The 14,755-nt window shown below is 36.2% G+C and carries 14 protein-coding genes; 4 read left to right on the forward strand and 10 right to left on the reverse strand.

The genetic code is table 11. The features are described 5' to 3' along the window. Positions 1 to 379: 379 nt before the first annotated feature. Positions 380 to 2,851, forward strand: coding sequence for a cellulase family glycosylhydrolase (locus DW721_RS09320; protein ID WP_118745586.1), 2,472 nt, complete (start codon positions 380 to 382; stop codon positions 2,849 to 2,851). Positions 2,852 to 3,081: 230 nt separating this feature from the next. Here DW721_RS09320 and DW721_RS09325 read toward each other — a convergent pair whose 3' ends face one another. From DW721_RS09325 to DW721_RS09355, 7 genes are all read right to left on the reverse strand, one after another. Then, positions 3,082 to 4,107: a branched-chain amino acid aminotransferase gene (locus tag DW721_RS09325; protein WP_055944981.1), complete on the reverse strand. Its 1,026-nt coding sequence runs from the start codon at positions 4,105 to 4,107 to the stop codon at positions 3,082 to 3,084. A 188-nt stretch (positions 4,108 to 4,295) separates the two neighbouring features. Beyond that, positions 4,296 to 4,727, reverse strand: coding sequence for a ribose 5-phosphate isomerase B (rpiB, locus tag DW721_RS09330; protein ID WP_022013658.1), 432 nt, complete (start codon positions 4,725 to 4,727; stop codon positions 4,296 to 4,298). A 1-nt stretch (position 4,728) separates the two neighbouring features. Then, positions 4,729 to 5,253 carry a protein-tyrosine-phosphatase gene (locus DW721_RS09335; RefSeq protein WP_022013659.1) on the reverse strand — a complete coding sequence of 175 codons (525 nt, stop codon included), beginning with the start codon at positions 5,251 to 5,253 and terminating at the stop codon, positions 4,729 to 4,731. A 104-nt stretch (positions 5,254 to 5,357) separates the two neighbouring features. Next, positions 5,358 to 6,413 carry an L-threonylcarbamoyladenylate synthase gene (locus tag DW721_RS09340; RefSeq protein ID WP_055945652.1) on the reverse strand — a complete coding sequence of 352 codons (1,056 nt, stop codon included), beginning with the start codon at positions 6,411 to 6,413 and terminating at the stop codon, positions 5,358 to 5,360. A gap of 6 nt (positions 6,414 to 6,419) precedes the next feature. Continuing rightward, the gene (cwlD, locus tag DW721_RS09345; RefSeq protein ID WP_055944987.1) at positions 6,420 to 7,115 is read right to left on the reverse strand and encodes an N-acetylmuramoyl-L-alanine amidase CwlD; all 696 of its coding nucleotides are present in this window, start codon (positions 7,113 to 7,115) and stop codon (positions 6,420 to 6,422) included. Between the two features lie 124 nt (positions 7,116 to 7,239). Continuing rightward, a complete protein-coding gene (locus DW721_RS09350; protein ID WP_118745587.1) occupies positions 7,240 to 8,940 on the reverse strand; it encodes a glycosyl hydrolase family 18 protein in 1,701 nt (566 codons plus the stop codon). 420 nt (positions 8,941 to 9,360) lie between these two features. Next, a complete protein-coding gene (locus tag DW721_RS09355) occupies positions 9,361 to 9,585 on the reverse strand; it encodes a hypothetical protein (RefSeq protein WP_022013663.1) in 225 nt (74 codons plus the stop codon). A 777-nt stretch (positions 9,586 to 10,362) separates the two neighbouring features. Between DW721_RS09355 and DW721_RS09360 the strand changes: the two genes are divergently transcribed. The 3 genes from DW721_RS09360 (at position 10,363) to DW721_RS09370 (ending at position 11,833) form a co-directional block, all read left to right on the forward strand. Beyond that, positions 10,363 to 11,172 carry an adaptor protein MecA gene (locus tag DW721_RS09360; protein WP_118745588.1) on the forward strand — a complete coding sequence of 270 codons (810 nt, stop codon included), beginning with the start codon at positions 10,363 to 10,365 and terminating at the stop codon, positions 11,170 to 11,172. A gap of 133 nt (positions 11,173 to 11,305) precedes the next feature. Continuing rightward, the gene (locus tag DW721_RS09365; protein WP_022013665.1) at positions 11,306 to 11,476 is read left to right on the forward strand and encodes a 4Fe-4S binding protein; all 171 of its coding nucleotides are present in this window, start codon (positions 11,306 to 11,308) and stop codon (positions 11,474 to 11,476) included. A 150-nt stretch (positions 11,477 to 11,626) separates the two neighbouring features. Continuing rightward, positions 11,627 to 11,833: a DUF1858 domain-containing protein gene (locus tag DW721_RS09370; protein ID WP_022013666.1), complete on the forward strand. Its 207-nt coding sequence runs from the start codon at positions 11,627 to 11,629 to the stop codon at positions 11,831 to 11,833. Positions 11,834 to 11,918: 85 nt separating this feature from the next. On the opposite strand, the gene DW721_RS09375 is transcribed toward DW721_RS09370, so the two are convergent. From DW721_RS09375 to DW721_RS09385, 3 genes are all read right to left on the reverse strand, one after another. Beyond that, positions 11,919 to 13,007 carry an HD domain-containing phosphohydrolase gene (locus tag DW721_RS09375; RefSeq protein ID WP_022013667.1) on the reverse strand — a complete coding sequence of 363 codons (1,089 nt, stop codon included), beginning with the start codon at positions 13,005 to 13,007 and terminating at the stop codon, positions 11,919 to 11,921. A gap of 125 nt (positions 13,008 to 13,132) precedes the next feature. After that, positions 13,133 to 13,489 (reverse strand): Hpt domain-containing protein, encoded by a 357-nt coding sequence (locus DW721_RS09380; RefSeq protein WP_022013668.1) that lies wholly within the window; start codon positions 13,487 to 13,489, stop codon positions 13,133 to 13,135. 272 nt (positions 13,490 to 13,761) lie between these two features. After that, on the reverse strand, positions 13,762 to 14,745 hold the full coding sequence (locus DW721_RS09385; RefSeq protein ID WP_022013669.1) for a carbohydrate kinase: 984 nt from the start codon (positions 14,743 to 14,745) through the stop codon (positions 13,762 to 13,764). Positions 14,746 to 14,755: the final 10 nt, after the last annotated feature.

Raw genomic sequence — 14,755 nt, forward strand, 5'->3', positions numbered from 1 at the left:
TAAATAGGCGTTTGCGAAACTAACTATATGTTGTGCTAATTGTGATACTATTTGTTATATCCGCACAATTTAATCAATATTTATGATAGTTTCGCAATTTTCTGCTTTTGACTCCTGCATCACATTATTATAATACAAAAAACAGAAAGCAACAATATATAGAATTTTTAACATTTTTGTAAATAAATTGAACTTTTTGTAAATCGAAATAGCGATATTGCACAAATTCAAACCGTATTTTTTTGCTAAACCAGCATTTATTATAGTAATTGTGACGAAATCTTTAATATTCTGTGAATAATAATTGCAAATATTTCACAAAAAGGATATTATGATGTTGTATTGAAAAACAAGCACTTAACATGAAAGGAGAAAATTTATGCGACTTCGCAAAAAAGTAATGGCTGTATTATTATCAGCAGCCATGATCGCCACAACAGTTTGTATTCCGGAGAAGAATGTGCAGACTGTTTCAGCATCATCATTCAACAATCTTAATCAGACAGAGATCACCAAAGCAATGGGAGCAGGCTGGAATCTTGGAAACCAGCTTGAAGCATCCTCAAACGGAACACCAAACGAGACAGCCTATGGCAATCCAAAGATTAACGAGGAACTTATCCTTGCGGTAAAAGATGCAGGATTTAAGTCAATCAGAATCCCAGTGTCATATCTTAGCATGATTGATGACAGCAACGGATATAAAATTGATTCCTCTTGGCTCGACAGAGTTAAACAGGTTGTCGATATGTGTGTTGACAACGGACTCTATGCCATAGTCAATATGCACGGTGACGGATATACGACTGTTTCAGGCGGCTGGCTTCTCTGCGGAAATGGTGAACAGACTAAGATTAAGGCAAAATACAAAGCCTGCTGGGAGCAGATAGCCGACACATTTAAAAACTACGACGAGCATCTTATATTTGAATCAATGAATGAAGAATTTGACGGTACATATGGAAATCCTTCTTATAATGCATATGCAAATATAAATGCTTATAATCAGATTTTTGTTGATACAGTCAGAAAATCAGGCGGCAACAACGATAAAAGATGGCTTCTTATTCCCGGTTGGAACACAAATATCAACTATACGGCAGATAATTATGGATTTGAAATGCCTTCAGATAAATATCTTTCATCTTCAATTCCATCAGGCCAGAAAAGAATAATGGTTTCTGTACATTATTATGACCCGTGGGATTTCTGTGGTACAGAATCATCAACCTGCACACAGTGGGGCGAAAAAGCTACAAACCGTTCCAAAGTGGCAAGCTGGGGCGATGAATCCTATATGGCATCACAGTTAAAGAAAATGAACACAAAATTTGTAGCAAACGGTTATCCGGTAGTAGTCGGCGAATTTGGTGCGATAGACAAATCAGCCTTTGATTCGCAAAATGCTGCCTGCCGTGCAGACTACTACGAAAAATTCTGTTATTACTCAGATATGTACGGAATCATTCCTGTTGCATGGGACAACGGCTACAACGGAAATTATGGTTTCGGCTTATTTGACAGATATTCATACAAAGTTACACAGCAGTCAGTTATCAATGCAATCATGGAAATTTACGGTGACTCCTCATCGGCAACTGCCACCGGCATAAAACTTGACCAGACTTCAATGATAATAAATATCGGTGATGAGAAAAAACAGCTCAATGCAACTCTCACACCTGCTGACAGCAAAGACAAGATTACATGGAAATCAAGTGATGAAGAAGTTGCAACTGTCAATTCTAAAGGACAGGTTACGGCAGTAAATGCAGGCACTTGCAAAATCACGGCATCAGTCCCTCTCGGCTACAGTGCTTCATGTGAGGTAACAGTGCCAAAAGCCAATTATGTACGAGCTAAGCTCTATCTCCTTGAAACAGCAAGCTGGCAGTCAGTAGTCAGCGACGAATATGTTGATATTTATTCAAAAGGAGGTACATTCTCACTCAGTCTCGATGCAACACAGAGCCAGTTAAGCAACATAGGCTCACTTTACATAAGAGACATAAATGTAGGTGATGAAGATGCTTCTGCTTTCAATAAAGCAACTATAAAAGTCTCATCAATAGAGGTAAACGGTACTGCATATTCAATGAAGAATGATACTTTCCTCTATGACACATCAAAGAAAGCTTCTGATGACGGACTCACCTGCCCGATATTTAACTTCTCATTTATAAATGTATGGGCAAACACACATGTAAATAATGTCACTGTAGAAAACGGAAATTATAAGGCATACTTTAACAATGTATCCTATCAAACACTAAACAATGTAAAGATTAACTTCACTGTATCTGATATTGACGGTAACTCAGCAACAGCAGCTCCGACGATTGCTCCGACAGTTGCCCCGACAGTTGCTCCGACAGTTGCCCCGACAGTTGCTCCGACAGTTGCCCCGACGATTGCTCCGACAGTTGCCCCGACAGTTGCTCCGACAGTTGCCCCGACAGTTGCTCCGACAGTTGCTCCGACAGTTGCCCCGACAGTTGCCCCGACAGTTGCTCCGACGGTTGCCCCGACGGTTGCTCCATCAGGTTCTGATGACATAACCGGCTCAGTAAAACTTGAAAGTGACTGGGGAAGTGGCGGAATCGTTACGATTTCACTCAAAAACAACACTTCTAAAACATTTACATCAGGATGGACGGTCGAGTTTACTCTCTCAAGAGAAATCACATCAATGTGGAGCGGTAATTGCGAAAGTCTCGGAAACAACCGCTACAGAGTAAGCAATCCTGCATGGTCCGGTTACTGGGGTGCTTCAGATACTATCACACTTAACGGTGCTATTGGTTCAGGAAGCGGTACACCTGTTATCACTGATATAAAACTTGTAAAATAATAATATTATGTTTGGGTCAAAATACCTTTTGCCCCAAACATCCTATTATAAAATCCACACTTTATAAGCTATTAAAATTATTTATCAGACAAATAAATGAGCAGAGGAAAACTTTTCCTCTGCTCATTGTAATTTAATACTCTTTTCTACACACATTTCTAAGTACATCGGTTTTGGACAAGTGCACTCAGACACAAATCCGTGTGTGAAAACTTTTATTAGTCTTAAATTTATTTGATAACTTTTATCCATCCTTCAGGAGCTTCGATTCTGCCCATCTGGATACCTGTAAGTGTATCATAAAGTTCTTTTGTCTTTGGTCCCATCTGCTCCATTCCGCTTGGGAAACAGATTTCTTTGCCGTGATCAACAATCTTTCCTACAGGAGAGATAACTGCTGCCGTACCGCAAAGACCACACTCAGCAAAATCCTTAACTTCATCAAGATATACTTCTCTCTCTTCAACTTCCATTCCGAGATAATCTTTTGCAACAACCTCTAATGAACGGCGTGTGATAGATGGAAGAATACTGTTTGACTTAGGAGTAACAAACTTACCGTCTTTTGTGATAAAGATAAGGTTTGCTCCACCAGTCTCCTCAATCTTTGTACGAGAAGCTGCATCAAGGTAAACATTCTCATCAAATCCTTTCTGATGAGCATCAACTATTGCATGAAGACTCATAGCATAATTAAGTCCTGCCTTGATATGACCTGTTCCATGAGGAGCTGCTCTGTCGAAGTCACTAACACGGATAGTGATAGGCTTTGCACCACCCTTAAAGTAAGGTCCTACAGGTGTTGTAAATACTCTGAACTGATACTCATTGGCAGGTTTAACACCAATGATGGCATCACTACCAAACATATAAGGACGAATATACAATGTTGCACCAGAACCATATGGTGGTACATAATCAATATTTGCCTCAACCACTTTAGCAATAGCATCTACAAATCTATCTTCAGGAAATACCGGCATCTCAAGTCTGCTTGCTGAATCTGCAAGACGAGAAGCATTTAAGTCAGGTCTAAAGCATACCACTCTGCCATCCTCTGTAGTATATGCTTTCAATCCTTCAAATACAGTCTGTGCATACTGGAGTACACAGGCACACTCGCTGATAGTAATCATATCATCATCTATAAGTGCTCCGTCATCCCATGCTCCGTCCTTGAAGTTTGACACATATCTTTTGTCTGTCTTTACATAACCAAATCCAAGATTATTCCAATCGATGTCTTTTTTTGCCATAACAATACTTCCTTTCGTAACCCTAATTTATCGGGTGAATTATTTGCAAAAGATTACATATCAATACAATCAATACACATATACTGTATAATATTAAATACATTGATAAAAATCTTTTATTCTAACATATTTCTAATGATACTCCCATGATTTTATACTGTCAAGAATTTAATCTCTACCGTTTACACCTAATCTTCCTCTATCATATTTATTCTTCTGATATGTCTCTCATCATTTGAAAATTCAGTATTTAAAAATGTATCGACAATCTTTAATGCAAGTCCCGGTCCTACCACTCTTGCACCCATTGCCAGTATATTTGCGTCATTGTGTTCTCTTGTTGCCTGTGCACTAAATGTATCATGGCAAAGAGCGGCTCTTATTCCCTTAACTTTATTGGCTGTTATAGAAATTCCTATACCTGTTCCACATATAAGAATACCTTTTTCACACTCACCTGACACTATCGCATTTGCAACTTTTTTTGCATAAACAGGATAATCGCATGATTTTTCATCATAACATCCATAATCCTTATACTCTACACCCTGTTCCTTTAAATGAGCCATAATCTCCTGTTTAAGCCCATATCCGCCATGGTCACTTCCTATTGCTATCATTTTAACTTACCTCCATATCTTTACTGTTTAACTCTTTATTATTTACATCTTTGGCATCATCATCATTTTCATGATACTCTGCTTCCATGTGTAAAATCACCTTTTCAATCTTTTCTGCAACTTCCTCAAAGAACTTGTCATATAATGTTTCATCGGGGTCTAACGGATCTGATATATCCGCATCATCCTCTATATATTCTCCCAGCGTATATACATTGTTTGATACACCGAGATCTTCTATTACTTTTAACTTGTCGCTAAATGTCATTGTGAGTATCAGCGTATCTTGTCCAATATTCTCCATCTCTAACTGTTTTGAGTTTTCATGATTACTTATATTTATATCATGACTGCTCAACAAAACATTTACTTTTGGATTTATCGGCTCTGAAAACAGTACAACAGTTCCTCTTGACATGGATTCAGGCAGCCAGTTAGGTGCCTTGTCCCTGTAAATAGCTTCAACAAGAGGACTGCTGAATGTATTTCCTTTGCTCACAAATATGACTTTGTCATAACTTTTCATCTGCTTCTCCTTTTATCGTTCATTCTATAATGTCAATATATCCGTCTGCTCTGTCTGAACTAACAAATTTACATTATGGCTTAAAATAATTTTGATGTCCTGTTTTATACATGAATCACATGATGCCCTGCAGCTTTTATCATCCTGTTCATTATCGCTCCGCCAAGTCTGTCGTCACTAAAGCTCTCAGCATATATATCCTGTGCACCTATATGATCCATATCTCTTAGTATATCATATAACCCTGCTGCAATGGAACCTTCAGTTTTTCTTGAACCGATACTTTTTACCGTACCGTATTTATATCTGTATTTTGTCTCATCAGTCGCAATAACGGCAACATTTCTTCCATCAGCAATTTTTTCTTTGGAAAGCTCATTTATCTTTGCCACAACATTATCAATATCACCCTCTACGATTGTCATCTGTCCTTTTGGTGCATAATGACGGTATTTCATTCCCGGAGCTTTTGCAATAATATTTTTCTTGGGTGCTTCTCCCACGATGGCAGGGTCAACTTTCACTTCACCCACTACATTTTCAAGCATTTCCTTTGTTATGTAGCCCGGTCTTAAGATAACAGGTATATCTTCACTCATATCCACTATCGTCGATTCAAGACCAATACCTACACTACCGCCGTCTATTATCATATCTATCTTTCCCGAAAGGTCTTCTATAACATGCTCTGCCTTTGTGGGACTTGGTCTTCCCGAAGTGTTTGCACTCGGTGCAGCTATGTAAACTCCAGACTGTCTTATAAGCTCTCTTGCCACCGGATGACTCGGCATCCTTACTGCAACCGTTTCAAGTCCCCCTGTCGTTGACATAGGGACATTTTCTTTTTTTCTAAAGATAAGTGTCATCGGTCCAGGCCAGAAAGCGTCCATAAGCTTCTCTGCTTTTTTTGAAACCTCTGATGCTATTTCGTCAAGACTTTTTCTGTCTGCTATATGTATTATAAGAGGATTATCCGATGGTCTTCCTTTTGCCGCATATATCTTTGCTGATGCTTCCTTGTGCATACCGTCACCGCCAAGACCATAAACTGTTTCTGTCGGAAACGCTACAAGACCGTTTCTTTTTAATATCTCACAAGCCTCTTTAAGTTCCCCGTCATCAAACATTTCCGGATTTACTTTGATAACCTTTGTATCCATACTCATCTAATGAGCCTCCTTCTGAATATATTCACTAATTCCCTGTGCTATCGCTGATGACATTTTTTTCTGATATTTATCATCAGACAAAAGTGCTGCCTCCTGCGGATTAGACAAAAATCCACATTCAACGATAATCGCAACAGGACTGCTGTTTTTTAATATATAATAATCTGAATTTGCTTTTTCTATCCTATGATTTCCATCATTTATACATGATGCTATCTTTTTTTGCATTATCCCTGCAAATTTTTTTCCCTCCTCAGATGTACTCTGATAAAAAACCTGTGCCCCTTTTGAACTCTCACCTGTAAAACTGTTCTGATGAATACTCACAACAAGTTTTACATCTGACTGATTCATTATCTCTATCCTTTTATGAAGATCTGCAATCTTTTTATTTGTATCGCTCTCGTCGTAAAGCCCCGTATCTTTTTCCCTTGTCATGATAACCTTATAGTTTTTGTCCTGTAACTCTTTTTTTAGATATTGGGATATTGCAAGATTAATGTCCTTTTCAAGTGAACCGTCAACACCGACTTTTCCAGGGTCCCCGCCACCATGTCCCGGATCAATGACTATAACATTTTTTTCACTATTTTTAAATACAGGCATATTTTTCATCATACCTACACTTATGACTGCTCCTGATATGGCGGTACATACAAATAATGATATAATACATTTTTTTAACAGATACATATAAAACTCCAATTCCACGCCAATACTCAGCATTGCACTTTTCACACCTGCAGTGCGGCTGAAATACAAAATGTGCGTTTATGTTTTCTCATACTATATATGCCATCTGTTTAATTTTATGACTTTACTGTGCCATATATTTTTCTATTGTATCCCAGACATTCTTTTTCTCCATGCCTGCTTTCCAGAATGCAGCTCCAGCCATCTTATGTGAATTTACTGTTTTAAGTTTCATAGCAAGAGATTTTGAGTTTTCAAGCCATATCTTATATAAAGCATTGTCCTTTGTATATTCAGCATATTCAAGTCCCGTCTGTTCATTCCATTTAAGCTCTGCTTTTGCATCACTTATCAGCTCCTCAGCATATTTCATCGAACATGCCTCTGATGAAAGTTTTGTCTCTCCGTTTTTGGTAGTTTCTTTCCATAATCTTGAATAAAACGGCAAACCTATTATTGACTGATTTGCAGGAACTTCTTTCAATATATTTTCAGAAGCATTTCTTACATAACTGATAGATGAAACCGGCCCTGCCTCCTTAGAGCCGGAATAAAATTCATCATATGCCATAGTTATAACATAATCCGCCACTGCAGCCTGCTCATTTCTGCTATAATAAGCTGAATAGCTTGCCGGAGGATAATTGTCAATAGATAAAACAATTCCGTTGTTGCGGCACATTATTCCTAATTCTCTTACAAATTGGATAAAATCATCCCCGTTAGCTTTCTTCACATTTTCAAAATCAATATTTATTCCGTCAAGACTGTATCTTATAGCCTCAGCAAGAAGATTTTTCTCAAGTCTTTCCCTGCGGCTCGTTCTGCTAAGAACCTTTCCTATCTTCATATCCGGTGCAAAATCATTGCAAAGTCCCCAGACCTGTATCCCCATGGAATGAGCCTTTTCCACATAGTCATAACTTGCTATAGATGATATATTTCCGTTGTTATCACTTGTTCCAAACCATGTCGGTGCTATAACATTGACTTTCTTTGTCCCGGACAGCACATTGGTAAGATTTGCGTTTGCAGACTGTGTCGTGACCTGATGCCATAAAAGATTTACTTTTCCACTTAAAAGTATATGCGGATATGTCTCCTCAACAAAATCAGTCTTTGGAACATACTCATATGTATCACCTAAAGACGACATTTTGATATATCCTATAACACCACTCTCCGAAAGCACCTTATCAAACCCACTTTTATCCGTATTTTCTTCAAGTATCCTTAATTTATCTTTTTTCTTTACATCTATAAGTATCCTGCTCTTTATACTTGGTTCAAATCTAAGCTTTGCCCCTTCATCTGCCTGTACCCATTTCTGCTTATCTCCAAATTTATATGTCAGTACAACTCTGTTAGGATTTTTATATGTCTTATATTCCAAAGCAGTATATTCCTTAATAAAATCAAGTGCAATATAAAGTTTATCACCCCTAAGCTTAGCGATAACATAATCTTTAGTATTGCTGCTTTTGTTTATATCATATGTCTTACTGTCAAGTCCTGCTTTTATAACAGATGTCGCCGTTGTATATATAAGAAGATTTTCGTTAGCATCCCAGTAAAATCTCTTATTCAATACTCCTGATACAAATTCATCATCAATATATATATGTCCATCATCATATAATGCTTTATTTTTATTTATATTTTCTTCAGCTATGACCGTATAACCTTTTTCACTTTCCCCGTAATACTCTGCGAGATTCATATAATCATTGCACGGCATATTTTTCTTTATGATAAAAACTGCCGCAACTATAATAAAGATTCCTACCGTAAATATAAGTGGTAATACTAATTTTTTATTTTTCATAAGCGATACCTTTCTTTTATAATCACTAATTTTTCTATAATTCGATTATCATACCCTCTTAACTATATTTTGTTACCGTTCACACCTCAGGGCTAACAACAACTTCTTTTTCTGTTCATTCAGATATAATCCTCATATATCAGTATATCACTTATGTTTTTTTGAGTAAAGGCACATATAAAAATCATACAATGCAGCCTTTGTAACGGATGGGTTAAAAGGCTGCATTTTTCAATTACCATTTTCTTATTTGATATTAACTTTTGTTTATCATCATTTCACAATTATTATTGTGCATTTTCCTGCACATATTATGTTTGTGTAACACACAAACCCGACATTTTTTACAATAAAAACTTACAACTCATACTATGTATAATGGAGTGGGGATATCCGAATATAAAGCTTCAACCCCCTTATTTATAAACGATTAAATTCGACCTGTACAATCTTACCCTTGTCATCACTGACATAATCTTCCATATAATAATTGTCCTCTCTGACATGATCAATTACTTCAGAACTTTCTCCCGTATAAAACATCCCATCTATCTTAACTTCAACCCCATATAATGACCACTTTGAAGCTTCAGCTAAAATCCATGCTGTTGTTCTATCCTCTCTCTCTTCTGAGTCATTCCTCATTTTACCAACCTCCTAAGTCACTTCTAATTTTAAAATGGACATACAGCTATATAATTATCTGACTGCTTTGTAAGCATTTGTCTGGCACCGTCCGCATTATAAATACAAACAGCAGCACTTGTTGTGATTTAACGTCAATTTTCCCTGTCCACCTTTACCATCTCCAGATCAACGATTCAAAAAGCATCTGGTAAAACGCATATCATTGGCAAACCTTATCGTATATAAATATTAAATGAATTTTCTTTTTATCAGTGCCGCCTATATGACTCTAACCGGCAACATTAAATTTTTCATTTGCCCTCTTCCTATAAACTCACCTCCAATCAAATAATCGTCTCTCTGTGCTGACTATTATATGATGACATTTTATACATTTTCAACACAAAAATCACCGTATTATCAACAAATCTGTCCTCAATTTTTTGATACATTTGCACAGAAAAAAATGTGTTTTAATGAGATTTACTAAGATTTCAAAAATGTGTTTAAAAATATGCAAAAAATTCTAGTATTTATTATTAACTTTTTACAAACCATATTCACAAACACATTCTTACTTATTAAAGCACTCCGCTCTCACTCATATCATATAATGATGTTGAGAGTAAAAATTATTTTGCCCATAATCAGATAAATGGTGATTTTTTCTCTTATATATACGATAAAATAAGTATTCTGCCGCCTTTAAATTATTGACTTGAACACGATATTAACCTATAATTTAACTATAAGAATACTTATAAAATAAATTTTGTTTAGAAAGGGAGTGAGCCTATGCGAATTGAAAAAATCAATGATAATCAAATCCGTTGTACACTCAATAAAAAAGACTTATCCGACAGAGAACTTCGTATCAGCGAACTTGCATACGGAACAGATAAAGCCAAGGCTCTATTTCGTGACATGGTGCAGCAGGCATCCTACGAATTCGGCTTTGAAGCTGAAAACATCCCACTCATGATAGAAGCGATTCCAATGTATCCTGATACCCTAGTTCTGTTAATCACAAAGGTTGAAGATCCTGATGAACTCGACACAAGATTTTCAACTTTTTCAGAATCACCTGATAGCGAAGATTATGAACCTGCAGGTGAATTTACATTTGATGATGATGACGAAACAGATTTTGACGATGATGAGGATATTTATGAGCTCGCCGGCAACATAAGCTCTGATGACGAGGAAATACCTCTTGAGCCGACTTCATCATATGACCGGAACACCGACTTCATCTCATTGTCAGAAGCATTGGGTATGGAGCCACGCCCAAAGAACACCGATAAAAAAGTTCCGGTAAATATCGCAAGGATTTTCTCCTTTAAATCGATAAATGACATTTCATTATTAGCAGATAATCTTTGCCATATATATACAAGTGAGAACACTTTGTATAAAAATGATAAAACCGGGGAATATATTCTTATCATGCAGCAGGGCAGTTTATCACCTGAATCATTTAACAGAATATGCAATCTTGCCAGCGAATATGGAACACAGCTAAAAAATGTTCCTGCAAATATTTCTTATTTTGAAGAACATTTTGAACCTCTTATAAAATATGATGCTTTGCAAAAGCTCGTTTAAGTTGTATTATACCGCTACCCAAAGTTCACTCAAGCTAACTATTTTTCCTTTATTTTCAATGCTTTCAGGGGTTGTCAAAAATAAAAAACTGCGTTATAATGAATGCACAAAATCAATAAGGAGGGACAACAAAATGGCATATGTAATTAGTGATGATTGTGTTAGCTGTGGAGCTTGTGCTGGCGGATGTCCAGTAGGCGCTATTTCTGAAGGAGATGCTCATTACCAGATTGATGCAGATACATGTATCGAATGTGGTGCTTGTGCAGGAACATGCCCTTCAGGTGCTATTTCACAGGAGTAATTTTATCCGGAAACTTGTTTTTAAAACAATGATTTCTATTGACGAATTTTTTTACTTTATGTAAAATAAAGCTGCTGATAAAGGAGTCTTTCTCCCGTACAGTAGCTTTTTCGTTTTTAATAATTTTTTTTCAAAGGAGATCAGACTATTATGACAGAGAGAATTTCTAAAGATATGATAATTGCAGATATGCTTAAAGTCGATGCCGGTATCGCTGCTATCCTTATGGCTTCAGGTATGCATTGTATAGGATGCCCATCAGCTCAGGGTGAATCACTTGAAGAAGCTGCTATGGTTCACGGACTTAACGCAGACGAGCTTGTAGCTAATGTTAATGATTATCTTTCAAAGAAATAATTACTTGGCAAAATAAAGCTAAACATAATGTGGGTGTTTCTTTAAGACAATTCAAGAAACACCCACTTATTTTAAACAACAATTCTTATTTTCTTTCCTCGATTGCAAACCTTTCAAACTTATCACGAACCTGTTTGAAAGTTTCCAAAAGCTTTGGCGAAAATGTTCCACATTCACCATTCATTATCATATTAAATGCTTTTTCATTAGAAAAGGCATCTTTATAACATCTCTCATTTATAAGAGCATCATATACATCGGCAAGCGAAACAAGCTGTGCTGATACCGGTATCTCATCTCCCTTTAAACCATCAGGATAACCTTTTCCATCGTATCTCTCATGATGATAGCGGATTATATCATAACATATCTGTTTAAGTTCCTCGCTCTGTTCAAGATTAACCGCCTGAATAAGTTCGCACCCCTTTACCGTATGTAGTTTCATATATTCAAATTCTTCTTTTGTAAGTTTGCCCGGTTTCAAGAGAATTTTGTCAGGTATTGATATTTTTCCAAGGTCATGTAAAGCACTTGCCTCGACTATATTATCTATCGTTTCATCCGTAAGGTTATACTCAGGATACAGTTCTTTGAACTTCTCGGCAAGAATCTTAGTATATCCTTTAACCCTCATAATATGCTCGCCACTTTCAAGATTTCTAAACTCTACTATCGTACCAAGCATATCCAGAATGTCTTTATTTAATTTTTCTACTCTTTCTTTCTGTTTCTCCAATTTTTCATATGCTTTTCTCAAAACAGCAGTCTGTTCCTGAACCTGTTGTTCAAGATGATTTTTATAAACATATATATTTATCATGTTCTGAACACGCTTACGGACTATCGATGTCTTAAAAGGTCGTCCTATAAAGTCAAATACCCCATACTTAAAACAGATATTTTCATTTTCGGCACTTATCTCCGAACTAATTATCATTACGGGAACTTTCTTCATAATTCCTTTTTTCGACAATTCCTCTATAACACCAAATCCATTAATCTCTGGCATAATAAGATCCAAAAGGATACCGTCTATCTGCTCCTTATGTTCTATCATTTCCAATGCTTTTTTGCCATTTTCTGCTTCTAATATATCATATTCATCCTTAAGCATTTCTTTTAATAATTCTCTATTTATATACGAATCGTCAACAATAAGAATTTTATACCTCATATATGTTTTCCTTTCTGACTACTCCAGTCAAGCCTGCTCTATCCTAAACTCTTTATGATAACACCAACAAAACCTGTTATTGTCCTCACGCAAAATGCAGCCGCAAACTAATTTCCTGTTGTCGTTTATCCCTCATTCTGAAGTTCTCTTATCGTTTCTATCATACTCTCATATTTTTCCTTAACAGCCTCAAATAATGGCTCTGTACCCTCCGTACTATGTCCTCTGAGTTTCTCCGTTAATTCTGAACTAAGCTTATTCAGTCCGTTAAAACCAAGATTTAAGCAGACTCCCTTTAAAGTATGAGCTGCGCGAAATGCCTTTTCTCCATCATTTTCCTCAAGCCCCTCTTTTAACTGTTCAAAGCTTGGATCATTCAAAAAACTTATGGCAAATCTTTTTACCATTGCCTCACTTCCAAATCGTGAAAGAATTTCCTGATAATCTTCTCCTATTTTTTCGTAACATTCCTGTATTGTCATAATAATTCATCTCCCTTAATATCCATTTTACTAATTTGCCGTGAAATCATGTCATAAGCACAAAAGGGTGGTACATTGTCAAATAACAATATATCACCCTTACTTTATTTATTGCATATAAACAGTATATTTCACAACATTTATAATTTAGTATCGGTTTATAATACATCGTCTTTCTTTTTAAGACCATGATGTATCAAAAAGTTTATTTATAATATATTATGTTAGCATAAATATACATATCTTTCAATATTAGCAATCTCCATATAAGACTATAAATTCGGCATATTACAACTGTAATTATTCAAAAAAACAATAATATCTTCTTTCTGTGGCATTACCTTTAATGCTCCTCTTTTTGTCGTAATAATCGACGATGCTGCACTGGCAAATTTAAGCATATGTAAAATATCGGATTCTGTAAGATTATTTAATCCTTTTTCAAGAACACTGTTTAAAACACATGCCATAAATGTATCTCCGGCTCCGGTTGTCTCCACTGTATCTTTCCTTATAAAGGCTTTTTGACAAAAGCTCTGCCCTTTATAATATGCAATGCTTCCGTTTTTTCCTTGTGTAGCACAAATCAGTGCCGGCTGATATTTTTTCAGAATTTTTTTCACTCCTTTCTCAATATCAGCTTCTTCTGTAAGAAAACTAATCTCATCATCTGATATTTTTAAAACATCACATTTACTTATCCCATACCACATCTGTTCTTTTGCTTTTTCCAAATCATCCCATAAAGGTGGACGCAGATTTGGATCAAATGATATAACAGCTCCGAAATCTTTAGCTTTATCTAATGCATACTTTGTTGTTTCTGCTATTTTTTCTTCCGTCATTGAAAGTGTCCCAAAGTGAAAAATTCTTGTATTATCAAGTAAGCTTTCATTAATCTCTTTTTTTCTAAGCATCATGTCAGCTCCGGGGCTACGGTAAAACGAAAAATCCCTGTCACCATCTTCTTTTGTATGAACAAATGCAAGTGTTGTATGAACTTCACCATCAAGAATAATATTATCTATATTTATTCCCTGTTCTTTCACAATATCTCTAAGCATTTTTCCAAAATTATCATTGCCAACTTTTCCTATAAAAGCTGTTTTTTTGCCAAGTCTCTGTAACATCGACAATACATTACACGGAGCTCCTCCCGGATTTGCTTCAAGCAAAACATTTCCCTGACTACTCATACCATTTTCAGTAAAATCTACAAGCAGTTCTCCTAATGCAACTACATCATACTTTTTCATTTAAAGCCCT

The sequence above is a fragment of the Clostridium sp. AM27-31LB genome (assembly GCF_003480745.1).
Taxonomy (GTDB): domain Bacteria; phylum Bacillota; class Clostridia; order Lachnospirales; family Lachnospiraceae; genus Butyribacter; species Butyribacter intestini.